Below are 25,012 nucleotides of genomic sequence, written 5' to 3'. Positions count from 1 at the left end.
GAAGCCATGAGTGACAGAAACGCGCCGGTTGGCGTATTCGATTCCGGTGTGGGCGGCCTGACGGTAGCAAGAGAGATCATGCGGCAGCTGCCGAATGAGCGGATCGTTTATTTTGGAGATACCGCAAGGGTCCCCTACGGAAGTAAATCCCGGGATACGGTCCTGCGTTATTCCCGCCAGATCATCCGTTTCCTGCGGACCAGAGAGGTGAAGGCCATTGTCATTGCCTGCAACACGGCAACGGCTCTGACTCTGGATACTGTGGCGGCAGAGTCGGATATTCCGATCATTGGTGTGATCCATGCCGGGGCAAAGACGGCTGTGGAATCTACCAGAAACGGCCGTATCGGTGTCATTGGAACGGAAGCGACCATCGGCAGCGGTATTTACACGGAGGTCATGAAAAAGATGAAGCCGGGCATTCAGGTGTTCGGCAAATCCTGTCCGCTGTTTGTTCCGCTGGTGGAGGAAGGGTGGCTTCATGATCCGGTGACAGATGAGATCGCTTCCCGGTATCTGAGCATTTTGAAGGAGCGCTATATTGACACCCTGGTGCTTGGCTGTACACATTATCCGCTGCTGCGCTCTACCATGAGACGGCTGATGGGGGAGGATGTCACTCTGGTGAATCCGGCTTATGAGACCGCGATCGAGCTTCGCGGACTTCTTGCGGAGCATGGGCTGAGCCGCGATCCGTTCGCACCGTTTGCAGGGGAGAAGTATCAGTTTTATGTCAGTGACCTGGCGGAGAAATTTACAGATTTCGCAAGCTCCATATTACCGGAAGATGTAAAGGAAACGAAGAAGATCAATATCGAAGAATATTAAAAATGCGATAGAAATGCCATAAGAGAGTTGAGGATTATGACAAGAGATGTACTGATTCGCTTAAGCGGCCTCCAGTCCATGGAGGACGATGAGGGCGTGGTAGAGGTGATCACGGCCGGTGATTACTTCTGGAAGAATAACAAGCATTACCTGATCTATGATGAGGTCATGGAGGGAACGGACGGAACGATCCGCAACACCATGAAGCTGACACCAGATAAGCTGGAGATCAGGAAAAGCGGGCCGATATCTGCCAGTATGGTGTTTGAGGTGGACAAAAAGACCCAGACCCATTATGCGACTCCCATGGGAGAGATGCTGGTGGAGATGACTACGAGCCGGATTGGCTTTGAGGAAGAGGATGATCACCTGAAGGTAGAGGTAGAGTATTCCCTCGATATCAATTACGACCATGTATCCGACTGCCGCATTGTCCTGGATGTGACATCCAAGGGCTGTGCGAAGCTGGAGCTTGGGGAAGCGTAAAGAAAAAGAAGAGGCAGGCGCCTGGCGCTTACCTCTTCTTTTGGCGTTCATGATTTAATTGTCTTTTTTAAATCTTGCGAAGAAACCTTTTTTCTTCGGTGCCTGCGGGATCGCTCCGCCGCGGACGCTCTTGATCTCGGTAATGTAAAGACCGCTTACGACTACTTTTGCCTCGGTCTTAACCGGGAGAGATGCAAACACGCGCTCATCTGCCAGCAGGGTCATAACCTTCGGACCTACCTTCGCCTTTACAACCGGAACCTTCGCCCAGCGCATGTACTTCGGAGTCTGCTCATAGACGATTTTCGGAAGACCGGATTCTTTGATCTTCATCTTCTTTTTGTCGATGACCAGCATGGAAACCGTCTGTTTGGACATTTCCAGAAGCTGCTGCTGCTCAACCTGACGTTTTTCGAGCTTCCTTCCCAAGAAGTACAGAACCGCAAGAGCAATGACTGCGATCACCAGAATCACCAGCAAAACGTTTAAAACAAGATGCATTGGGCAATACCTCCATTAGGTTCTTTTGTGTAACAGGACACACCTGTACGAAAAGTATAGCATTTTCGGCAAAAAAAATCAAGGAAAAACTTGACACCTTGACAGGCGTATGATATTATGGAGTGTGCACTATTGTGGCGTTCTGGGCTTTTTGCGCCCAAAAATACGCCAGAAATTAGATTAGAAAACAGGGGTGAAACGTCAATGGAGAAAAGCAGAATGCGCCCGGTCACATCGGGAAAGAGCGTTAGAATGAGCTACTCAAGACAGAAAGAAGTTCTTGAGATGCCAAACCTGATTGAGATTCAGAAAGACTCCTATCAGTGGTTCCTCGATGAAGGATTGAAGGAAGTATTTGAAGATATCTCCCCAATCTCCGATTTCGCAGGTCATTTAAGCCTCGAATTCGTTGATTTTACATTATGTAAAGATGAAGTCAAATACAACATCGAAGAATGCAAAGAACGCGACGCAACTTACGCTGCACCTTTAAAGGTAAAGGTAAGACTTTACAATAAGGACAAAGAAGAGATCAACGAGCACGAGATCTTTATGGGAGATCTTCCGCTCATGACCGATACCGGCTCATTCGTCATCAACGGCGCTGAACGAGTTATCGTAAGCCAGCTGGTCCGTTCTCCGGGCATTTACTACGGAATCGGACACGACAAGATCGGTAAGGAACTGTACACCTGTACCGTAATCCCGAACCGTGGTGCATGGCTTGAGTATGAGACTGACTCCAATGATATCTTCTACGTTCGCGTAGACCGTACCCGTAAGGTTCCGGTAACCGTACTGGTGCGTGCACTGGGCTATGGCACCAATGCGGAGATCATTGATCTGTTCGGTGAAGAACCGAAACTGCTGGCAAGCTTTGGCAAAGATACTGCAGAGAGCTATCAGGATGGTCTGTTAGAGCTCTACCGCAAGATCCGTCCGGGCGAGCCGTTATCCGTTGATAGTGCAGAAAGCCTGTTAAACAGCATGTTCTTTGACCCGCGCCGTTATGACCTGGCCAAAGTCGGCAGATATAAATTCAATAAGAAGCTTCACTTTAAAAACCGCATCAAAGGCCAGATCCTGGCTGAGGATGTAGTGGATGAGACAACCGGAGAGATTCTGGCAGAGGCTGGTACCAAGATCGACAAAGAGCTGGCAACTACCCTGCAGAATGCGGCAGTTCCGTATGTCATGATTCAGACTGAGGAGAGAAACTACAAGGTGCTGTCCAACTTAATGGTTGACCTGGCAGCATATGTAGACTTCGATCCGAAGGAAGCCGGTGTTACGGAATTAGTATATTATCCGGTATTAAAAACGATTCTGGAAGAAGCTGGTGATGACCAGGAAGAGTTAAAGAAGCTGGTTCATAAGAATATCACCGAGCTGATTCCAAAGCACATTACCAAGGAAGACATCATTGCTTCCATCAACTACAACATGCATCTGGAAGGCGGAATCGGTACCCCGGACGATATCGACCATCTGGGCAACCGTCGTATCCGTGCCGTCGGTGAGCTCTTACAGAACCAGTACCGCATCGGTCTGTCCCGTATGGAGCGTGTGGTAAGAGAGCGTATGACCACCCAGGATATGGACGGCATTACCCCGCAGTCCCTGATCAACATCAAACCGGTCACTGCAGCAGTGAAGGAGTTCTTCGGAAGCTCCCAGCTGTCCCAGTTCATGGACCAGAACAACCCGCTGTCTGAGCTGACTCACAAGAGACGTCTCTCTGCACTGGGACCTGGCGGTCTGTCCCGTGACCGTGCCGGATTCGAGGTTCGAGATGTACATTACACCCATTACGGACGTATGTGCCCGATCGAGACTCCTGAGGGACCGAACATCGGTCTGATCAACTCTCTGGCAACCTATGCAAAGGTCAATGAGTACGGCTTCATCGAGGCTCCGTACCGTATTGTAGATAAAACCGATCCGGCCAACCCGCGTGTAACCGATGAGGTTGTATACCTGACCGCAGACGAGGAGGATAACTTCGTTGTCGCACAGGCAAACACCCAGTTAGACGAGAATGGCTATTTCGTACACAATAACGTAGCCGGCCGTTTCCGTGAGGAGACTTCCGAGTTCCAGAAGAGAGCCATCGACTTAATGGACGTATCTCCTAAGATGGTATTCTCCGTAGCAACCTCCATGATCCCGTTCCTTCAGAACGACGATGCAAACCGTGCTCTGATGGGATCCAACATGCAGCGTCAGGCCGTTCCGCTTTTAAGAACCGAGGCTCCTGCAGTAGGTACCGGTATCGAGGGCAAGTCTGCGGTTGACTCTGGTGTCTGCGTTGTTGCAAAGCATGCCGGTGTTGTTGAGCGTTCCGCTTCCAACGAGATCATCATCAAGAGAGATGACAACGGCGCGAAAGATGTTTACCATCTGATCAAATTCTCCCGAAGCAACCAGTCCAACTGCTACAACCAGAAGCCGCTCGTTTATAAGAACGACCATGTTGAGGCAGGCGAGGTCATTGCAGACGGTCCGTCCACCAGCAACGGTGAGATCGCTCTCGGTAAGAACCCGCTGATCGGATTCATGACCTGGGAGGGTTACAACTACGAGGATGCGGTTCTCTTAAGCGAGAGACTGGTTATGGAAGATGTCTACACCTCCGTTCATATTGAGGAGTATGAGGCAGAAGCCCGTGATACCAAGCTCGGACCGGAAGAGATCACCCGCGACGTTCCGGGTGTCGGCGACGATGCGTTAAAGGACCTGGACGAGAGAGGTATCATCCGTATCGGTGCAGAGGTCCGTGCCGGTGATATCCTGGTTGGTAAGGTTACCCCGAAGGGTGAGACTGAGCTGACTGCAGAGGAGAGACTGCTGCGTGCCATCTTCGGTGAGAAGGCAAGAGAGGTAAGAGATACCTCCTTAAAGGTACCGCACGGTGCTTACGGCGTCATTATCGACGCAAAAGTATTTACCAGAGAGAACGGCGACGAGCTGGCTCCTGGCGTAAACCAGACTGTCCGCATTTATATTGCTCAGAAACGTAAGATTTCTGTAGGTGATAAGATGGCAGGACGTCATGGTAACAAGGGTGTCGTTTCCCGCGTGCTTCCGGTAGAGGATATGCCGTTCCTGCCGAACGGACGTCCGCTGGATATCGTGCTGAACCCGCTGGGCGTACCTTCCCGAATGAACATCGGACAGGTCCTGGAGATGCACTTAAGCCTTGCATGTAAGGCACTGGGCTTTAACATTTCCACCCCAGTATTCGAGGGCGCGAACGAGGTAGACATCATGGATACCCTGGAAATTGCCAACGATTATGTAAACACCTCCTGGGAGGAGTTTGAAGAGAAATACAAAGAGATCCTGAAACCGGAAGTTATGGATTACTTAGGCTCCCATCTGGAGCACCGTGAGCTGTGGAAGGGCGTTCCGCTCCGACGCGACGGTAAGGTAAGACTGCGTGACGGACGTACCGGAGAGTACTTTGACAGCCCGGTAACCATCGGCCACATGCATTACCTGAAGCTGCATCACCTGGTTGACGATAAGATCCATGCACGTTCCACCGGCCCATACTCCCTTGTTACCCAGCAGCCTCTGGGTGGTAAGGCACAGTTCGGCGGACAGCGTTTCGGTGAGATGGAGGTTTGGGCTCTGGAGGCGTATGGCGCATCCTACACCCTGCAGGAGATCCTGACCGTGAAGTCCGATGATGTTGTCGGACGTGTGAAGACCTACGAGGCGATCATCAAGGGCGAGAACATCCCTGAGCCGGGTATTCCGGAGTCCTTCAAGGTACTGTTAAAAGAGCTGCAGTCCCTTGGTCTGGATGTAAGCGTACTGCGTGACGACGGAACCGAGGTTGAGATCGGTGAGAACGTAGATTACGGCGAGACCGATCTGCGTCACATCATCGAGGGTGACAGCCGCTACAACCGTGATGAGTCCTTTGGCGACTACGGCTATCAGCAGCAGGAGTTCAAGGATGGAGAGCTGGTTGGCGTCGAGGGTGACGATGACAGCAGCGATGATTTCGAAGGGGAATCTGACGATTACACCGATGATTCCTTTGATGAAGAATAATAGAAGGGAGTAACGCTCATGCCTGAGACAAATGAAACTTATCAGCCATTGACATTTGATGCCATTAAGATTGGCCTGGCTTCCCCGGAGAAGATTCTGGAGTGGTCACACGGCGAGGTAAAAAAGCCGGAGACCATCAACTATCGTACTTTAAAACCGGAGCGCGACGGTCTGTTCTGTGAGCGCATCTTCGGACCGAGCAAGGACTGGGAATGTCATTGTGGTAAATATAAAAAAATCAGATACAAAGGCGTGATCTGCGACCGATGCGGCGTTGAGGTAACCAAGGCTAGCGTCCGCAGAGAGCGTATCGGCCACATTCAGCTGGCTGCTCCTGTATCTCATATCTGGTACTTTAAGGGTATCCCGAGCCGTATGGGTCTCATCCTGGATATTTCCCCGAGAGTACTGGAGAAGGTTCTGTACTTTGCGTCCTACATCGTTCTGGACGCAGGTCAGACCAGCCTGCAGTACAAGCAGGTACTCTCCGAGAAAGAGTACCGCGAAGAGGTGGAAAAGTGGGGCTACGGCAACTTCCGCGTAGGAATGGGTGCCGAGGCTGTGCTTGAGCTTCTTCAGAGCATCGATCTGGAGAAGGAGTCTGAAATGCTCAAACGCGAGCTGAAGGATTCCAGCGGCCAGAAGCGTGCAAGAATCATCAAGAGACTGGAAGTTGTAGAGGCATTCCGCAATTCCGGAAACAAGCCGGAGTGGATGATCATGACCGTGATCCCGGTCATCCCGCCGGATATCCGTCCGATGGTACAGCTGGACGGCGGCCGTTTCGCAACCTCCGACTTAAACGATTTATACAGAAGAATCATCAACCGTAACAACCGTCTTGCCCGCCTGCTTGAGCTTGGCGCTCCGGATATCATCGTCCGTAACGAGAAGCGTATGCTGCAGGAGGCAGTCGATGCCCTCATCGACAACGGACGCCGCGGCAGACCGGTTACCGGTCCTGGAAACCGTGCACTGAAATCCCTTTCCGATATGCTGAAAGGTAAGCAGGGACGTTTCCGTCAGAACCTGCTGGGTAAGCGAGTTGACTATTCCGGACGTTCCGTTATCGTCGTTGGACCGGAGCTGAAGATCTACCAGTGCGGTCTTCCGAAGGAGATGGCGATCGAGCTGTTCAAGCCGTTCGTTATGAAGGAGCTTGTTCAGAACGGAACCGCTCACAACATCAAGAGCGCAAAGAAGATGGTAGAGCGTCTGCAGTCCGAGGTGTGGGATGTACTCGAGGATGTCATCAAAGAGCATCCGGTTATGTTAAACCGTGCCCCTACCCTGCACAGACTGGGTATCCAGGCCTTCGAGCCGATCCTGGTAGAAGGTAAGGCGATCAAGCTGCATCCGCTGGTATGTACCGCGTTCAACGCAGACTTCGATGGAGACCAGATGGCAGTACATCTTCCGCTGACCCAGGAAGCACAGGCTGAGTGCCGTTTCCTGCTCCTGTCTCCGAACAACCTGTTAAAGCCGTCTGATGGTGGTCCGGTAGCCGTTCCTTCCCAGGATATGGTACTCGGTATCTACTATCTGACCCAGGAGCGCCCGGGCGCAACCGGCGAGGGCATGATCTTCAAGAGCGTAAACGAGGCAATTCTTGCATACGAGAACGCTGCTGTGACCCTGCACTCCCGCATCAAGGTAAGAATCACCAAGACCATGCCGGATGGCACCGAGATGACCGGAATTGTAGAATCCACACTTGGCCGTTTCATCTTCAACGAGATCATCCCGCAGGATCTGGGCTTCGTAGACAGAAGCATTCCGGGCAACGAGCTGCTTCTTGAGGTTGATTTCCACGTAGGAAAGAAACAGTTAAAGAAGATTCTGGAGAAGGTCATCAACGTACATGGCGCTACCCAGACTGCTGTTACCCTGGATGATATCAAGGCGATTGGTTACAAGTACTCCACCAGAGCAGCCATGACCGTATCCATCGCGGATATGACCGTGCCGGCATCCAAGCCGCAGCTCCTGGCAGATGCTCAGGCAACCGTTGACCGTATTGCAAAGAACTTCCGCCGTGGTCTTATCACTGAGGAAGAGCGTTATAAAGAGGTTATTGAAACCTGGAAGGTTACCGATGACCAGCTGACCAAAGACCTGTTAGGCGGTCTGGATAAGTACAACAACATCTTCATGATGGCAGACTCCGGTGCGCGAGGATCTGATAAGCAGATCAAGCAGCTGGCAGGTATGCGAGGACTTATGGCAGATACAACCGGTCACACCATCGAGCTTCCTATCAAATCCAACTTCCGTGAGGGTCTTGACGTACTGGAGTACTTCATTTCCGCTCATGGTGCACGAAAGGGTATGTCCGATACCGCGCTGCGTACCGCAGACTCCGGTTACCTTACTCGTCGTCTGGTAGATGTATCCCAGGATCTGATCGTACGTGAGGTTGACTGCTGCGAAGGCAAGGATATCCCGTACATGGAGATCAAGGCATTCACCGATGGCAAAGAGACCATCGAGAGCCTGGAGGAGCGTATCACTGGCCGTTACATTGCTGAGACCATCACCGATCCGGAGACCGGAGAAGTGGTTGTAAAGGCAAACCATATGTGTACTCCGAAACGTGCTGCAGCTGTTATGAAGGCACTGAACAAGATGGGCCGTGATTCCGTCAAGATCCGTACCGTCCTTAGCTGTAAGTCCCATATCGGTGTCTGCGCAAAATGTTATGGTGCCAACATGGCAACCGGCCAGCCGGTACAGGTTGGTGAGGCAGTCGGCATCATCGCAGCACAGTCTATCGGTGAGCCGGGTACCCAGCTGACCATGCGTACCTTCCATACCGGCGGTGTAGCAGGTGGAGATATCACACAGGGTCTTCCTCGAGTAGAGGAGCTGTTTGAGGCACGTAAGCCGAAGGGTCTTGCGATCATCTCTGAGTTTGGCGGTGTTGTAACCCTGAAAGATACCAAGAAGAAACGTGAGATCGTAGTTACTGATCCGGAAACCGGCAATTCCAAGACCTATCTGATCCCGTACGGTTCCAGAATCAAGGTTCAGGACGAGCAGGTGATCGAGGCCGGTGATGAGCTGACCGAAGGTAGCGTAAACCCGCACGACATCTTAAAGATCAAGGGTGTCCGCGCAGTACAGGATTATATGATCCAGGAGGTACAGCGTGTATACCGTCTGCAGGGTGTAGAAATCAACGATAAGCACGTTGAGATGATCGTTCGTCAGATGTTAAAGAAGATCCGCATTGAGGAGAGCGGCGACAGCGATGTGCTGCCGGGCGTTTCCATGGATGTTCTGGACTTCAATGAGATGAATGAGGCTCTGATCGCAGAGGGCAAGCAGCCGGCAGAGGGCAAGCAGGTTATGCTTGGTATTACCAAGGCATCCCTGGCTACCGATTCCTTCCTGTCTGCAGCATCCTTCCAGGAGACCACCAAGGTTCTGACCGAGGCGGCTATCAACGGCAAGGTTGACCATCTGATCGGTCTGAAGGAGAACGTTATCATTGGTAAGCTGATCCCGGCAGGTACCGGTATGAAGCGTTACCGTTCCGTAAAGCTCAACACAGATGTAGAGCCGCAGGATGAGGTCGCTCTGGAGGATGATGATGAGATCCTGCTTTCCGGCGATGAGGATATGGAGGATGAGGCTCCGGAAGTATTCGATATCGACGACAGCGAAGAGTAAAAAATAATATAGCCTGACCGTAATCTCAGTAGGTCCGGGCATGTAAGAAAACGACTTCCTATATTTTCATGCAGAAAATACCGGAGGTCGTTTTCATACATATCGTTTTATAGAAAGTATGGGAGATATATGAGTCAGATACGTGGGGGAGAGAATTCGAGCAGGAATTTTGTGAGAAATACAGGCGGAAACGCACCCTGGCAGCCTGGCGGAAGGCCGGGGCGGCCGCTTTCGGAGCGGGAGATCCGGGAGATGCGGGCAAGAAAGGCCCGGAAGATGAAGCAGCTGCGCCGGAAACGGCGTATCGTGCTCCTGGGGCTCCTGGCAGTCTGCGTACTGACTGGTGTGCTGGTGGCTGCGGTTTCCGGACGTGTACGAAGCTGGAAGGCAGAGAAGGCAGCTGTACAGGCAGCGGCAATGCAGGAAAGCATGAGCGCGTCCGCGGCAGAGGCAGAAAGCCTGGCTGCAGCGGAGGCTGAGCAGTACCGGGACAATCTACCGGATATGGGAGCCATATATGGTATTGCGGTGAACGGAGTGGGCTGGAGCCATTTCTTTGCGGACAATTCCTACAGCATGGCACCGGCCAATTCTTACATAACAGCACTCCGGGCGACCCTGAACGGGCAGCCGGAGGGCATGAGCGGAACCATCCGCTACCGGGTAAACTTAAGCGGAACCGGATGGCTGGACTGGCAGGAGGATGGCAATGAGGCAGGAGATTCTGCCGGCAGTATGCCTCTTGAGGGCATTGCCATGGAACTGACCGGAGATCTGGCAACCTATTATGAAGTGCTTTACAGTGTACTGCAGGATTCCCAGTGGACAGAATGGGCTTCAGACGGTGCGGAGGCCGGAGCAGTTGGTGTGGGTCTTCGCGTGGATGGTGTGCGGGTTTCTGTGGTGAAGCGGACCGGAGGTGCGGTTTACGCCGGAAATATTGATCCGAACCGGCCCATGGTGGCCCTGACCTATGATGATGGTCCCTCACCTACGGTCACGCCGCGGATCTTAAAGTGTCTGCAGGATAACGGAGGCCGGGCTACCTTTTTTATGGTGGGCAAACAGGTTATCAAGAGTCCGGATGTTTTAAAACAGATGGTGGCTCAGGGCTGTGAGGTGGCAAACCATACCTACGACCATACCCTTATGACGAAGGTGGCACCGGCGGAGCTGGCGAATCAGTTGGTGGCGACAAATCAGGTAGTTTCCGATGCCTGCGGTATCTCTCCGGTGCTGATGCGTCCCTGCGGCGGCGCAAAAACGGTGGAGGGCATGAATATTGCGGGCGCTATCTCCATGCCGGCGATTCTCTGGAGCATTGACACGCTGGACTGGAAAACCAGGGATGCCTCCCAGACGATCCAGACAGTGCTCGAGAAGGTAAAGGACGGAGATATCATTTTGATGCACGATTTGTATGATGCCACCGCAGATGCCAGCGAAACGATCATCCCGGAGCTGGTAAAGCGCGGGTTCCAGCTGGTGACGGTCAGCGAGCTGGCCTCCTACCGCGGCGGTATGATTCCGGGGAGAAGCTATTCGCAGTTCCGGCCTATCTCATAACTTTAACTTGCGGACGCTCCCTGTATATGGTATAATCAACGCGAAAATATGCAATTGCAGCCTTTGAGGGTCAGATAAGGGCGGCAGAGAGCAAGAATAATACAGGAGGCAGATATCATGAAACATGTAAAGACTTTAAACAATAAAACTCTGAAGGAGTCCATGAAGAAGGGCGGATGCGGCGAGTGCCAGACTTCCTGTCAGTCTGCATGCAAGACTTCCTGCACCGTTGGCAACCAGAGCTGCGAGAACGCAAACAGATAATTATAACAATAGTTTCTGTAAAACTGGAATAGTTACACGGTAAAAGATGGCAGAGGTGGATAAGGGTTTCGAAAAACCGGGACTTTTATCTGCGTCTGCCTATGTGTGTGTTAGGGACTTGATTTAAAAAGGAGAAATTGAGTGATTCATCAGTATAAAAATAACGGATATAATATTGTCATGGACATTGCCAGCGGCTCTGTCCATGTAGTAGACGATGTAGTTTACGATGCGGTTGCGCTGTTAGAGCCAGTCATCGGAGAGGTGATGTCCCCGGTGCAGATTCCGGAAACCGCAAGAAAGAATGCAGAGGCTGAGCTTTCCAAGACATACCCGGCTGAAGATGCAAAAGAGGCCCTGGACGAGGTTCAGGAGCTGATCAACGCAGAGGAGCTGTACACGAAGGATATTTACCAGACTTATGTGACAGATTTTAAAGCGAGAAAGACCGTTGTAAAGGCACTCTGCCTGCACATTGCCCATGATTGTAACCTGGGCTGCAAGTACTGCTTCGCAGAAGAGGGTGAGTATCACGGACGCCGTGCTCTCATGAGCTTTGAAGTAGGTAAAAAGGCACTGGATTTCCTGGTAGCCAATTCCGGCAACCGCCACAACCTTGAGGTTGACTTTTTCGGCGGCGAGCCGCTTATGAACTGGGAAGTGGTAAAGCAGCTGGTTGAGTACGGCCGTTCTCTGGAGGAGCCGAACAATAAGCGTTTCCGCTTTACCATCACCACCAACGGTGTGCTTTTAAACGATGAGATCATGGACTTCTGTAACCGTGAGATGAGCAATGTAGTCATGAGCCTGGACGGACGTAAGGAAGTCAACGACTACATGCGTCCTACCAGAAACGGTCACGGCAGCAGCTATGAGATTACTGTTCCGAAGTTCCAGAAGTTCGCGAAGAGCCGCGCAGGCAAGGATTACTATGTCCGCGGCACCTTTACCCGCAACAATCTGGATTTCTCTGAGGATGTGAAGCATTTCGCAGATCTTGGCTTTGACCAGATGTCCATCGAGCCGGTAGTCGGCGCGGAGGATGAGCCGTACGCGATCCGGAAGGAAGATCTTCCGAAGATCATGGAGGAGTATGACAAGCTGGCAGTTGAGTATATTAAGCGCAAAAAAGAGGGAAGAGGCTTCAATTTCTTCCATTTCATGATTGATTTAAATCAGGGACCGTGTGTGGCAAAACGTCTTTCCGGATGCGGATCAGGTACGGAGTACCTGGCAGTTACCCCGTGGGGCGATTTCTATCCATGCCATCAGTTTGTGGGTCAGGAAGATTTCCTGATGGGCAATGTAGATACCGGAATTACGAGAACGGATATCCGGGATGAGTTCAAGCTCTGCAACGTCTACGCAAAAGAAAAGTGCAGAGACTGCTTTGCAAGATTCTACTGCAGCGGCGGCTGTGCAGCCAATTCCTACAACTTCCACGGAACCATTACCGATGCTTATGAGATCGGATGCGAGATGCAGAAAAAGCGTATCGAGTGTGCGATCATGATTAAGGCGGCTCTTGCCGACGAAGAATAAAAGGAGAAATAAGATGAAGAACAGCAAAGTAAAAGGCTTACTGGGCCTGCTGGTCCTGCTGTTCGCAGTAGGACTGTTCGGATTCTTCGGCTATGATACCATGGATGATATCAAGCTGGGTCTTGACCTGGCCGGCGGTGTCAGCATCACGTATCAGGCAGTAGATGAGAATCCGACATCGGAAGAAATGTCCGATACCATTTACAAGCTGCAGCAGCGTGTACAGAACTACAGTACCGAGGCTGTTGTGTACCAGGAGGGAAGTGACCGGATCAACATTGATATTCCGGGTGTTTCCGATGCAAACGCAATTCTGGAAGAACTCGGCAAGCCGGGTTCCCTGATCTTTACCGATGAGACCGGTAAGACCATTTTAACCGGTGACCAGGTGGCTTCCGCAAAAGCGGGAATCATCGAGCAGAACGGTCAGAAATCCTATGTGGTAAGCCTGACCTTCACCGAGGAAGGAACCAAGGCATTTGCTGACGCAACTTCCGCAAACGTAGGCAAGCGCATTGCCATCATTTACGACAACCAGATCTACTCTAACCCGGTGGTCCGTGAAGCCATTACCGGAGGCCAGTGTCAGATCGATGGCATGACCGATTATACCGAGGCTGAGAACCTGGCGGCAACCATCCGTATCGGTTCCCTCTCCCTGGAGCTGCAGGAGTTGCGCTCCAACGTAGTCGGAGCACAGCTTGGTCAGCAGGCCATCTCCACCAGCTTAAAGGCAGGTGCCATCGGCTTTGCGATTGTTGCTGTATTCATGATGGTGGTTTACCTTATCCCGGGTGTGGCTGCTGTCATTGCTCTGGCTCTGTATGTTGGCCTGGTACTCATCATGCTGACTGCATTTGATATCACTCTGACACTTCCGGGTGTGGCCGGTATCATCCTTTCTGTTGGTATGGCGGTGGATGCGAACGTTATCATCTTCACCCGTATCAAGGAAGAAATCGGTCTCGGACACAGTGTAAAATCCGCGATCAAGGCTGGTTTCTCTAAGGCACTGTCTGCGATCCTGGATGGAAACATCACCACCCTGATCGCTGCTGCAGTCCTGTACTTCCGTGGATCAGGTACCGTTAAGGGCTTTGCAAGTACTCTGGCGATTGGTATCGTGCTTTCCATGTTTACCGCTCTGTTCATCACCAAGGGCGCGCTGTATGCCCTGTATGCGGTAGGCTTTGAGGCTCCGAAGTTCTATGGAACCAAGAAGGACGGAAAGATCATCAATTTCCTCGGAAAGAAGAATATCTGCTTCATCCTTTCCATTGCTGTTATCGTTGCAGGATGGGCAGGTATGGCTCTGCACAAGGGCCAGACCGGCTACATCTTAAACTACGGCATGGATTTCACCGGCGGTACCTCCACCAACGTAACCTTCAATGAGGATATGAGCCTGGATGATATTTCTGCAAAGGTTGTTCCGGTTGTCTCCAAGATTACCGGTGACGCAGACGTTCAGACCCAGAAGGTTGCCGGTACCAACGAGGTTATCATCAAGACCAAGACTCTGGACGTAGAGCAGAGACAGCAGTTAGAGGATGCCATGGTTGAGAATTTCGGCGTTGACGCTGAGAAGATTACTGCAGAGAGCATTTCCGGCGCAGTGAGCACTGAGATGAAGAAGGATGCCGTATGGGCTGTGACCATTGCAACAGTCCTGATGCTGCTGTATATCTGGTTCCGCTTTAAGGATATCCGCTTTGCAGCCAGCGCAATCCTGGCTCTGGTACACGATGTCATGGTTGTTGTTACCTTCTATTCCCTGGCGAAGTGGTCGGTCGGCTCCACCTTCATTGCATGTATGCTGACCATTGTAGGTTACTCCATCAATGCGACGATCGTTATCTTCGACCGTATCCGAGAGAACCTGGCACTGAAGAAGGCAGGCAGTAAGCAGACACTGGAAGAGATCGTAAACTTAAGTATCACCCAGACCTTTACCAGAAGCATCAATACTTCTCTGACTACCTTCATCATGGTATTTGTTCTGTTCCTTCTGGGCGTATCCTCCATCCGTGAGTTCGCCCTGCCGCTTATGGTTGGTATCGTCTGCGGAACCTATTCTTCCGTATGCGTGACCGGTGCTCTCTGGTATGTCCTGACTACCAGAAAACAGAAAAAGGCTGAGAAATAATTATGAGATATAAACTGATCACAACGGACGGACGGGCCAAGCGCGCTGAGGTTGAGACCGTGCATGGCACCATCCAGACTCCGGTTTTCATGAATGTAGGCACGGTGGCCGCCATCAAGGGCGCGGTTTCCACCGATGACCTGCGCCAGATCGGCACTCAGGTGGAGCTGTCCAACACCTACCACCTGCATGTGCGGACCGGCGACAAGCTGATCAAGCAGTTTGGCGGACTTCATAAGTTCATGAACTGGGATAAGCCGATCTTAACCGATTCCGGCGGCTTTCAGGTATTTTCCCTTTCCGGTCTTCGCAAGATCAAGGAAGAGGGCGTAACCTTCCGTTCCCATATTGACGGACACAAGATCTTTATGGGACCGGAGGAGAGCATGCAGATCCAGTCCAACCTGGCATCTACCATTGCCATGGCGTTCGATGAGTGTCCGCCGAGCCATGCGGAGCTTTCCTATATTCAGCATTCCGTGGACCGCACTACGCGGTGGCTGGAGCGCTGTAAGAAGGAGATGGCACGCTTAAATTCCCTGCCGGATACCATCAACAAAGAGCAGCTTCTGTTCGGTATCAACCAGGGCGGCGTTGTGGATTCCATCCGGATCCAGCATGCCAAGACCATTGCGGACATGGATCTGGACGGCTATGCGGTAGGCGGTCTCGCCGTAGGTGAGACCCATGAGGAGATGTATCACATTCTCGATGTGACGGTTCCGCATCTTCCGCAGAACAAGCCGACCTACCTGATGGGCGTTGGAACTCCGGCAAACATCCTGGAGGCGGTAGACCGAGGCGTAGATTTCTTTGACTGTGTTTACCCGTCCCGCAACGGACGTCACAGCCATGTCTACACAAATCATGGCAAGCTCAATCTGTTAAACCAGAAGTATGAGCTTGACCCGCGTCCGATCGAGGAAGGCTGCCAGTGCCCGGCGTGCCGTTCCTATTCCAGGGCATACATCCGCCACCTGTTTAAGGCAAAGGAAATGCTGGGAATGCGTTTGTGCGTCTTGCATAATCTGTATTTTTATAATAAAATGATGGAAGAGATCCGCGACGCGATCGAACAGCACCGGTACGCTGAGTACAAGGCTCAGAAGCTTGCCGGTATGGAGGAAGGCCCGCAGGAATAGTTATTCACATTTCGGGGTTTTAAACAAAAACGAATAAGGCTGGCCAGAGCGAGGCGCAGGCGCAGCCGCAAGGAGGACAACATGTTATTAGCAACTTCTACCATGAACCCAACCGTTATGATTGTGTTATATGTGGTAATCTTCGGAGGTATCTTCTACTTCATGGGATATCGCCCGCAGAAGAAAGAGAAAAAGAGAGTAGACGAGATGATGGCAGGTCTTGCTATCGGTGACAGTATACTGACCAGCAGTGGTTTCTACGGTGTAATCATCGATATGACCGATGATACTGTGATCGTAGAGTTCGGCAGCAACAAAAACTGCCGCATCCCGATGCAGAAGGCAGCAATCGTACAGGTTGAGAAGCCGGAGGCATAAAATAAATGAAAAATGAACCGGGAAAGCGCATGTGCGCTGCCCCGGTTCATTTTTTGGTTACAGCAGAACAATCTTGTGTTCTTTACAGATTTTTCTCATATCCTCCGGCCACAGGCTTGCCTGTACCTCGCCGACATGGGCGCGGTCTAACAGCAGCATGCAGAGACGGGACTGTCCGATACCGCCGCCGATGGTGTACGGAAGCTCTCCGTTAAGCAGCATCTTATGGTACGGAAGGTTCTTTCTATCCTCGCAGCCGGCCTTCTTTAACTGCTCTTCTAAGGATTTTTCGTCTACACGGATACCCATACTGGAGATTTCCAGAGCGCAGTTGAGCCGCTCGTACCAGAACAGGATATCGCCGTTTAACTGCCAGTCATCGTAGTCAGGCGCACGGCCGTCGTGCGGCTCACCGCTGGTGAGCTTATCACCGATCTTCATAAGGAATACGCAGCCGTGTTCTTTGGTGATAAGGTTTTCGCGCTCCTTCGGAGTCTTATCCGGGTAGCGGTCTGCCAGTTCCTGGGTGGTGATGAAGGTGATGTGCTCCGGCAGATGCTTGACTGCCTGCGGATATTTGTACCATACTTCATGCTCCATATGCTTGATGATCTTGAAGATGGTCTGGACGGTGGACTCCAGTGTCTCAATGGTGCGGTCTTCTTTTGTGATAACCTTCTCCCAGTCCCACTGGTCTACATAGCAGGAGTGGAGATTGTCTAATTCCTCGTCGCGGCGGATCGCGTTCATGTTGGTGTAAAGGCCCTCACCCGGCTCAAAGCCGTATTCCTTAAGCGCCATACGTTTCCATTTTGCCAGGGAATGTACGACCTCAACGGTCTCTCCTGGGATTGCGGCGATGTCGAACTGGACCGGACGCTCTACGCCGTTTAAGTTATCGTTCAGACCGCTGGACCGGGTGACGAACAGCGGTGCGGAGATACGCTCTAAGTGCATCTCTTTGCCAAATTCCTTCTGGAATGTATCACGGATGTATTTGATTGCTTCCTGAGTCTCCCGAACCGTGAGGTGGGGATCATAGTTTGCTGGAATGATCAGTGCCATGGTTGTTTCCTCCCTGTATTGCGTTAGGTTTCATAAAAAAGGAGCTTTGCCTGAGCAAAACTCCGCATGATACTTAATGGTAGCATTTTTGGGATGAAATCACAAGTGTTTTCTATAGAAATATGAAGCCATAGAAAAACGCAAAAAAATAGGAGCCGCTTTTCCCCCACAGAAAGCAGCTCCTGGTCACGATCAAAAACCGTTACACAATACAGTCTTCGCTTGGTATCCCCATACCAGTTAAGAAAATAAAAGGCGCCGGAGTGATGGCGCGCATGTCTTTCTTACAAAACACACTATAGCATCAATTCCGGGAAGCGTCAAGGAATATTGTGCAATTTTAAGAAGATTGTGCATTTCGGATAGGAAAAACTGCTCAAATTGTATACACACGTCCGCCATACAGAGACGTTCGTTTGCATTATAGAGAAAGACAAAAAATGTGACAGAAAAACTTTTTTTCATATCAAAAAACAGATAGTTATTTGTGCAACTTTCATGAGAGCATACGGTGCATAAGTGAGGGGAATTCTCACATACTAAGTGGAAGCATGAGCTGTAAACGGCAAAAAGACGTGGAAAGGAGCGAACATAGCGTGCAGTTTTCGAAAAATCTGGAAGCTAATCTGGAACATCTGAAGCAAACACTGAGTCTGGAAAAGAATTTTGATGTGGTTTACCGTGTTGTTTCCATAGGTGGAAAAAAAGGCTGCCTGTTGTTTGTGGACGGGCTGACGAAGGATGAAGTCCTCTTAAAGATTTTGCAGGCCTGGTGGAGCATTAAGCCGGAGGACCTTCCGGCGGATGCCCACGGGTTTTCTGGAAAATATATGCCTTACGGGGAGGTGGAGCTGATCGCGAATGAGGAGGATATGATCGTACAGCTGTTAAGTGGCATTACGGCGGTGCTCATTGACGGCTATGACAAATGTATGATGATAGACTGCCGCACCTACCCGGCCCGCGGCGTGGGAGAGCCGGAGAAGGATAAGGTGCTGCGTGGTTCCAGGGACGGCTTTGTGGAGACTCTGATTTTTAACACGGCACTGATCCGCCGCCGGATTCGGGATCCGAAGCTGATCATGGAAATTTTAAGCGCAGGCAACAGCTCCCACACGGACATTGCGGTTTGTTATATGGAAGGACGGGTAGATGAGGAGCTCTTAAAAAATATCCGAAGCCGGATCCAGAATCTGCGGGTAGACGCGTTGACCATGAACCAGGAGAGTCTGGCAGAGGGAATCTTCCCTCATAAATGGTACAACCCGTTCCCAAAATTTAAGTTTTCGGAGCGTCCGGATACGGCGGCAGCCTGTATTCTGGAGGGAAATATCGTGATCCTGGTGGATAATTCTCCGGCGGCCATGGTGCTGCCTTCCTCCGTGTTTGACATCATTGAGGAGGCAGATGATTATTATTTCCCACCGGTGACCGGAACCTATCTACGTTTATCCCGCATGATGACAGGCGTTCTCTGTCTGCTTCTTACACCGACGTGGCTTCTTGGCATGATGCACGCGGATGCGCTGCCACAGTGGCTGGCGTTTACGAAGCTTTCGGATATGACCTATGTGCCGCTGATCTTTCAGCTTCTGATCCTGGAATTTGCCATTGACGGCCTGCGTCTGGCAGCCATCAACACTCCGAGTATGCTGACCACACCTTTAAGCGTGATTGCCGGTATTGTTCTGGGAGAGTACTCGGTAAAATCTGGATGGTTTAACTCGGAAACCATGCTGTACATGGCCTTTGTGACCATTGCAAACTACAGCCAGTCAAGCTTTGAACTTGGCTATGCGCTTAAGTTCATGCGTGTCATTTTGCTGCTGCTCACGGCGGTGTTTGATGTGTGGGGGTATATCACGGGATTTGTGATCGCAGTCTGCGCGATTGTGTTCAATAAGACAATTGCCGGCAAGAGCTATATTTACCCGATCATTCCTTTCAGCTGGAAGGAACTCAAAAAGCGGTTTTTCCGCGGCCGGCTCCCGGTGATACCGGAGAGCCAGAATGTGAAGCGGTGATAATCACAAAACCGGCTGGTCCTGAAGCCTGCTGCTGAGCTTCCAGTACCAGCCGGTTTGGCATTATGTGGAAAGGCAGTCAGGCCTTCCACTTTGTTGTATACAGGATATCCCGGTTGATGGTGCTGTAAAGCATCTCCCTTACGGTGTCCGGGCTGTGGGTCTGTCCCAGGATCCACATGAGCTTTGTGACGGTAGCCTCCAGGGTCATATCGTATGCTTCCAGGAGCCCGAATTCTTTCTTGATGGTTTTGCCGATCTCGTAGACAGACATGTTGCTGCCTTCGTTGGTGACCTGGGTGGTCATGATGACAAACTTGCCGGCATTGATCCAGCGTTCAATAGCCCGGTGGAAGCTGTCGTCCTCGTAGGAAGGGATGCCGCCTACGCCGAAGGACTCAATAATGACTGCATCATAGTGCTTAAACAGGTAATCCAGAATGCCGCCATTCATGGACGGAATCAGCTTTAACAGAGTCACCTTGCTGTCCAGCTTGTGGTAGAAGGTTACATCCTCGCTTACCTGATCCTTGTCATCCAGATAGAAGATGATGTTGCTGTCCTGGATGGTCGCGATATAGGGGAAGTTGATGCTGGAGAACGCGTTGTAGCTCTTGGTGCGTTCCTTTTTGCCGCGGGTTCCGGCAATGACCTTGCCGTCAAACACAATATTGACACCGTGCGCCTTATCGCAGCTTGCAAAGAGAAAGCTGTCGGACAGGTTGGTCTTTGCATCGGTGATCTCCAGGTCGATGGGCTTTTGCGCACCGGTGATCACGATGGGCTTCAGGGAATTCTGGATCAGGTAGGAAAGCGCGGACGCGGTGTAGGCCAGAGTGTCGGTGCCGTGGCAGACCACAAAGCCATCGTACTGATCGTAGAAGCGCTCAATGGTGGAAGAGATCAGCAGCCAGTGCTTTGGCTGGATATTGGTGCTGTCGATGTTAATGACCTGCATGGCAGTCACTTCACAGAATTCCTTTACATGCGGTACGAAGCCCAGCAGCTCTTCGGAGGTCATAAGCGGCTTTAAACCTTCAGCACTGCGCTTTGAAGCAATGGTGCCGCCGGTGGCGATCATCAGGATACGTTTGAGATTCTTTTTTTGGGTTTTCATAGTTGGGTCTGACCTCCTGTAACAAAAAACTTGTGCGTTTTTTAAACATGCTTTATCATTGTATTATATCATTATACAAAAAGAAAGGAAAGGAATAAAATATGGCAGCAATTCCGAAGGACCCGGTGATGCTGATGAGCTTTTTCAATACCCAGCTCCGGGACAATTACAGCAGCTTTGATGATCTGTGCAGCGCGTATGATCTGGACGCGGAGGAAATGAAGAAAAAACTGTCCGCGATCGATTACCATTACGATGCGGACAGAAACCAGTTTGTGTAATTAAATTGTTTTTCCCATGTTTTCCAGCAGCTGGCCGCGCGTATGGTCCGTGCCAAGCGCAATGAAATATTTTTCCGGACGGGTGAGATAGCTGCCTTTCAGAAAGGCAACACTGCGGGTCCAGCGCTCAGCCGGAGCTACGGTAAAGTAGACCATGGGAGCAGACGGATCCACATAAGACTGTGGGAAAAATGCCGGGGCAATCTGTTCCCGCACCATGTTAAGCACCGTGTGGGTGCTGATGGACTCAAATAAAACCTTTGGGTGGAAGCCTGCATACGCAAAGGCATGGTCGATCATGTCGCGCATGCGGGTTTCTTTACTTAACATGATAAAAGGTTCATTCTGTAAAAGGTTCAGATCAAGGAGCGGCAGTTTTTCGTGGCTGTCCTTTCCGGCCAGGTGCGCCAGCGGGTGTGTGACCGGAAGACCAAGAACCATATACTCGGAATCCATATCCATATATTCCAGATCGGGATTTTTAAACCCTTCCACATAGGTCATAAATGCAAAATGAACTTCATTTTGCAATACGAGCTGTTCCATCTTTTTTACACATTCTTCGCGGATGCGGAACAGGATATTCGGATATGTTTCGTGGAAGATCGGGTAGATCTTGGAGAACATGGCGGCTCTGGTCTCCGGTGTGTAGGCAACAGAGATTTCACCGGTGCTTTCTTCTGAAATATCGGAAATGATGCGGTAGGTCTCCTTTTTCATGTCCACAATCTGATGCGCGGTCCGCAGGTAAATGCGCCCGGCAAAGGTCGGGATCATGCTGTGCTTGCGGCGTTAAAAGAGCGGCGTTCCAAGCTCCTTTTCCAGCTTTAAAAGCTGTTGGTTCAGTGCCGACTGGGTCAGAAAAAGCTTTTCCGCAGCCCGGGAAATGCTCTGCTCCTGTTCGATCGCAATGATATTTTCTATCTGTCGTAAATCCATGACAAATCCCCCTCAATAATTTCTCTTAATAGGATTAAGATCTTATGGATGAGCTCATTGCGCCGGATGTCGAGATCCGGGATGGTGATGAGCTTACCTTTGGCAGTGTGAAGATGAAATTTTATCTGGTACCGGGACATACGGAGGGATGCATCTCCTTCTTCTTTGATGTAACGGAGGGAAATCGTACTGTTCGTGCCGGTTATTACGGCGGCTTTGGCTTTAACACACTGGCAGCCGATTATCTGACTGAGATCGGGGACCCGCAGTGCCATATGCGGGAAATCTATCTGGATTCCCTGAAAAAGGTCCGGAATGAACATGTGGATTTCTTCCTGGGAAATCACTGCATCAACAACCATATGGCAGAAAAGCTGGAGAAGATCAAAAACGGAGCAGACAGCAGTGTCTGGATCGACTTGCAGGAGTGGGGCAGCTACCTGGATGAAAAGCGGAATGCCTTGCTGGTCTTCATGAAAGAAAATCCGGCCGCCGAATAAAAAACAAAGCATAACGGATGAATAAAATGCCGGCCGGAGCGTTATATTAATCGTATGAACAGATTACGGCGATTTCTATTTCATTTTTTTCTGTGCGGCATGACAGGCTGGTGCCTGGAGGTTGTGTTTACGTCAATGGAATCCATTCTGATCCATGACTGGCGGCTGATGGGACGGACCTCTCTTCTGATGTTCCCGATTTATGGCTGCGGTGCGATTCTGGCGCCTATCGGCAGCTTTGCAGATCGCTGGATCGGGGATGGTCCCTTAAGCCGGGCGGACCGGATCATCCGGCATGGCCTGCTTTATATGGTACTCATCTTCACGGCAGAGTATCTGTCCGGGGCATTTTTGCAGGGTCTGGGTATGTGCCCCTGGGATTATACCGGTTATCAGACCAGTGTGAATGGTCTGATCCGTCTGGACTTTGCGCCGCTGTGGTTTGCCACCGGTTTATTGTTTGAACAGATATCCAAATTTCCAAAAAAGAGGTGCGAATGACTTGTTTTTGCACCTCTTTTTTTATATACTGGACAGGAATACTTACGAAAAGAATGAGGTGTGGGATGATACGAGTAATTTTGATTCTCCTGGTGCTGATCGTATTTCTCCTGGTGAGTGCGCTGCCGCTCCTGATCGGAGAAAAGTGCGTCTGGAAAAACGATGAAAACCGCCAGAAGGAATATGCCCTGCAGGTTGTAAAGCAGGTGCTGCGCATGGTGTTCCGCCTGACCGGTTCTACGCTGACTGTGAAAGGACTGGAGAACATTCCGGACATGCCGGTTTTGTATGTGGGAAATCACAGAAGCTATTTTGATATCGTGACCGGTTATATTGTAGTGCCGGGGCAGACCGGCTTTATAGCCAAAAAAGAGATGGAAAAGATTCCGCTTTTGCGGGAATGGATGCGCAATGTGAACTGTCTGTTCCTGGACCGCAAGGATATCAAAGCGGGCTTAAAGACCATTCTGGAGGGGATCGAGAAGGTAAAAGGCGGTTCTTCCATATGGATCTTTCCGGAGGGGACCCGCTGCAAGGCGAAGGATCCGGCAGAGCTTCTGCCGTTTAAGGAGGGAAGCTTAAAGATCGCGGAGAAATCCGGATGCCCGGTGGTGCCGGTGGCCATTACCGGAACCGCGGAGATCCTGGAGAAGCATTTTCCGTTTATTCGTCCTTCTCATGTGACGATTGAGTTCGGAAAACCGTTTTATATCAAAGAGCTTCCGGCAGAAGACCGGAAACGTGCAGGCGCCTACAGTGAGGCACGGATCAGAGAAATGCTGGTAAAAGAGCAGGAAGAGCGCCGCAGTTTACGAAAGGCGTGAGCAGCCAGAAAATACCGGCAGAGACAAAGGAGAGAAAAAGTGGATTTACTGGAGTGCAGAAATAAATTGGATGTGATCGACAAACAGATCGTAAAATTATTCGAGGAGCGCATGGATATCTGCGGCAAGGTGGCAGAGACCAAGATCGCCACAGGAAAGGCTGTCTATGACGCAGAGCGCGAGAAGCAGAAGCTGGAGGCGGTCAGTGCCATGGCAGGCAGTGACTTTAACCAGATCGCGGTGCGGGAGCTGTTCTCCCAGATGATGTCCATCAGCCGCAAATACCAGTATTCGATCCTGGCAGAGCATGGCCGGTCCGCAAAGTTGGGCTTTGAGCAGCTGGACAGACTGCCGGTAGAGGGAGTGCGCGTGGTGCATCAGGGCGTGGAAGGTGCCTACAGCCATGCGGCAGCCATTCAGTATTTTGGAAGGGATGCTGAAATCTATCATGTGGCACGCTTCGAGGACGCCATGAAGGAGGTACAGCTTGGCAACGCGGATTACGCGGTGATGCCGATTGAGAATTCCTCCGCGGGAGCTGTCATCGACATGTACGATCTGCTGACCCGTTACGACAACTACATTGTGGCAGAAACCTTTCTTCCGGTGAATCATGCGCTGCTTGGTGTGCCGGGAGCCAGACTGTCGGATGTAAAGACCGTATTTTCCCATCCGCAGGCACTGATGCAGTGTTCCGTCTTTTTAAATGACAATGGCCTGAAGCAGATCAGCGTGGAGAATACGGCAGTGGCCGCAAAGCGCGTGGTGAAGGAGGGAGACAAGTCCCAGGCAGCGATCGCCAGTGAGATCGCGGGGCAGCTGTACGGACTGGAGCTGTTAAAGCCGTCCATCCAGAACAATCAGGGCAATACGACCCGCTTTGTGATTCTGGCAAACCGCAAGGTCTATCAGAAGGCTGCCGGCAAGATCAGTCTCTGCTTTGAACTGCCGCATACCAGCGGTTCCCTCTATAACATGCTGGGAAACTTCATCTTCAATCATGTCAACATGATCATGATCGAATCCCGGCCGATTCCGGGGAAAAACTGGGAATACCGGTTCTTTGTGGATATTGAGGGAAATCTGCAGGATGCAGGCGTGCAGAATGCACTGCGGGGCATCGGTACGGAGGCACAGAATTTTAAAATCCTCGGCAATTATTAATGTGACAGTT

At 51.1% G+C, this 25,012-nt stretch carries 21 protein-coding genes; 16 read left to right on the top strand and 5 right to left on the bottom strand.

Going from position 1 to position 25,012, the window contains the following annotated elements; translation table 11 throughout:
• The first annotated feature begins 6 nt into the window (after window positions 1-6).
• Both murI and ACMP1L_RS03935 read left to right on the top strand, forming a co-directional pair.
• Entirely contained in the window at window positions 7-828 is an 822-nt protein-coding gene (gene murI, locus ACMP1L_RS03940; protein WP_373242317.1) for a glutamate racemase, read from the top strand.
• A gap of 36 nt (window positions 829-864) precedes the next feature.
• Window positions 865-1,314 (top strand): YwiB family protein, encoded by a 450-nt coding sequence (locus ACMP1L_RS03935; RefSeq protein ID WP_118732634.1) that lies wholly within the window; start codon window positions 865-867, stop codon window positions 1,312-1,314.
• A gap of 54 nt (window positions 1,315-1,368) precedes the next feature.
• Here the strand turns inward: ACMP1L_RS03935 and ACMP1L_RS03930 are convergent, their stop codons facing one another.
• The gene (locus ACMP1L_RS03930) at window positions 1,369-1,815 is read right to left on the bottom strand and encodes a hypothetical protein (RefSeq protein WP_118732633.1); all 447 of its coding nucleotides are present in this window, start codon (window positions 1,813-1,815) and stop codon (window positions 1,369-1,371) included.
• A 204-nt stretch (window positions 1,816-2,019) separates the two neighbouring features.
• Between ACMP1L_RS03930 and rpoB the strand changes: the two genes are divergently transcribed.
• From rpoB to yajC, 8 genes are all read left to right on the top strand, one after another.
• Window positions 2,020-5,877 carry a DNA-directed RNA polymerase subunit beta gene (rpoB, locus tag ACMP1L_RS03925; protein ID WP_418452055.1) on the top strand — a complete coding sequence of 1,286 codons (3,858 nt, stop codon included), beginning with the start codon at window positions 2,020-2,022 and terminating at the stop codon, window positions 5,875-5,877.
• An 18-nt stretch (window positions 5,878-5,895) separates the two neighbouring features.
• Entirely contained in the window at window positions 5,896-9,549 is a 3,654-nt protein-coding gene (gene rpoC / locus ACMP1L_RS03920; RefSeq protein WP_118732631.1) for a DNA-directed RNA polymerase subunit beta', read from the top strand.
• 171 nt (window positions 9,550-9,720) lie between these two features.
• The gene (locus ACMP1L_RS03915; protein ID WP_418452054.1) at window positions 9,721-11,115 is read left to right on the top strand and encodes a polysaccharide deacetylase family protein; all 1,395 of its coding nucleotides are present in this window, start codon (window positions 9,721-9,723) and stop codon (window positions 11,113-11,115) included.
• Window positions 11,116-11,232: 117 nt separating this feature from the next.
• Window positions 11,233-11,379, top strand: a complete 147-nt coding sequence (gene scfA, locus ACMP1L_RS03910) for a six-cysteine ranthipeptide SCIFF (protein ID WP_118531699.1) — start codon at window positions 11,233-11,235, stop codon at window positions 11,377-11,379.
• A gap of 141 nt (window positions 11,380-11,520) precedes the next feature.
• Entirely contained in the window at window positions 11,521-12,921 is a 1,401-nt protein-coding gene (scfB, locus tag ACMP1L_RS03905; RefSeq protein ID WP_118732629.1) for a thioether cross-link-forming SCIFF peptide maturase, read from the top strand.
• A 13-nt stretch (window positions 12,922-12,934) separates the two neighbouring features.
• Window positions 12,935-15,067, top strand: a complete 2,133-nt coding sequence (gene secD, locus ACMP1L_RS03900; RefSeq protein WP_118732628.1) for a protein translocase subunit SecD — start codon at window positions 12,935-12,937, stop codon at window positions 15,065-15,067.
• A gap of 2 nt (window positions 15,068-15,069) precedes the next feature.
• Complete coding sequence (gene tgt, locus ACMP1L_RS03895) at window positions 15,070-16,209, top strand: tRNA guanosine(34) transglycosylase Tgt (protein ID WP_418452053.1); 1,140 nt, start codon at window positions 15,070-15,072, stop codon at window positions 16,207-16,209.
• 81 nt (window positions 16,210-16,290) lie between these two features.
• Entirely contained in the window at window positions 16,291-16,587 is a 297-nt protein-coding gene (yajC, locus tag ACMP1L_RS03890) for a preprotein translocase subunit YajC (protein WP_118732626.1), read from the top strand.
• Window positions 16,588-16,644: 57 nt separating this feature from the next.
• Here the strand turns inward: yajC and asnA are convergent, their stop codons facing one another.
• Window positions 16,645-17,652, bottom strand: a complete 1,008-nt coding sequence (gene asnA, locus ACMP1L_RS03885; RefSeq protein WP_418452052.1) for an aspartate--ammonia ligase — start codon at window positions 17,650-17,652, stop codon at window positions 16,645-16,647.
• A gap of 596 nt (window positions 17,653-18,248) precedes the next feature.
• Here asnA and ACMP1L_RS03880 point away from each other — a divergent pair.
• Window positions 18,249-19,676, top strand: a complete 1,428-nt coding sequence (locus tag ACMP1L_RS03880) for a spore germination protein (RefSeq protein WP_418452051.1) — start codon at window positions 18,249-18,251, stop codon at window positions 19,674-19,676.
• Window positions 19,677-19,755: 79 nt separating this feature from the next.
• Here the strand turns inward: ACMP1L_RS03880 and ACMP1L_RS03875 are convergent, their stop codons facing one another.
• Entirely contained in the window at window positions 19,756-20,793 is a 1,038-nt protein-coding gene (locus tag ACMP1L_RS03875; protein WP_418452050.1) for an asparaginase, read from the bottom strand.
• A 101-nt stretch (window positions 20,794-20,894) separates the two neighbouring features.
• Between ACMP1L_RS03875 and ACMP1L_RS03870 the strand changes: the two genes are divergently transcribed.
• On the top strand, window positions 20,895-21,074 hold the full coding sequence (locus tag ACMP1L_RS03870) for a DUF4250 domain-containing protein (protein WP_177304200.1): 180 nt from the start codon (window positions 20,895-20,897) through the stop codon (window positions 21,072-21,074).
• Here the strand turns inward: ACMP1L_RS03870 and ACMP1L_RS03865 are convergent, their stop codons facing one another.
• Window positions 21,075-21,851 carry a LysR family transcriptional regulator substrate-binding protein gene (locus ACMP1L_RS03865; protein ID WP_418452049.1) on the bottom strand — a complete coding sequence of 259 codons (777 nt, stop codon included), beginning with the start codon at window positions 21,849-21,851 and terminating at the stop codon, window positions 21,075-21,077.
• A 15-nt stretch (window positions 21,852-21,866) separates the two neighbouring features.
• Entirely contained in the window at window positions 21,867-22,013 is a 147-nt protein-coding gene (locus tag ACMP1L_RS03860) for a LysR family transcriptional regulator (RefSeq protein WP_418452048.1), read from the bottom strand.
• A gap of 44 nt (window positions 22,014-22,057) precedes the next feature.
• Between ACMP1L_RS03860 and ACMP1L_RS03855 the strand changes: the two genes are divergently transcribed.
• The 4 genes from ACMP1L_RS03855 (at window position 22,058) to ACMP1L_RS03840 (ending at window position 25,002) form a co-directional block, all read left to right on the top strand.
• A complete protein-coding gene (locus tag ACMP1L_RS03855) occupies window positions 22,058-22,513 on the top strand; it encodes an MBL fold metallo-hydrolase (protein ID WP_418452047.1) in 456 nt (151 codons plus the stop codon).
• Window positions 22,514-22,567: 54 nt separating this feature from the next.
• Entirely contained in the window at window positions 22,568-23,014 is a 447-nt protein-coding gene (locus ACMP1L_RS03850) for a putative ABC transporter permease (RefSeq protein ID WP_177304203.1), read from the top strand.
• Between the two features lie 65 nt (window positions 23,015-23,079).
• A complete protein-coding gene (locus tag ACMP1L_RS03845) occupies window positions 23,080-23,838 on the top strand; it encodes a lysophospholipid acyltransferase family protein (protein ID WP_373242334.1) in 759 nt (252 codons plus the stop codon).
• A 39-nt stretch (window positions 23,839-23,877) separates the two neighbouring features.
• Window positions 23,878-25,002: a bifunctional chorismate mutase/prephenate dehydratase gene (locus tag ACMP1L_RS03840; protein WP_177304205.1), complete on the top strand. Its 1,125-nt coding sequence runs from the start codon at window positions 23,878-23,880 to the stop codon at window positions 25,000-25,002.
• Window positions 25,003-25,012 lie beyond the last annotated feature (10 nt).

This window comes from Ventrimonas sp. (assembly GCF_048380235.1).
Lineage (GTDB): Bacteria > Bacillota > Clostridia > Lachnospirales > Lachnospiraceae > Brotaphodocola.
Note: the sequence above shows the minus strand (reverse complement) of the source record. Positions and strands in the feature narration are given on the sequence as shown.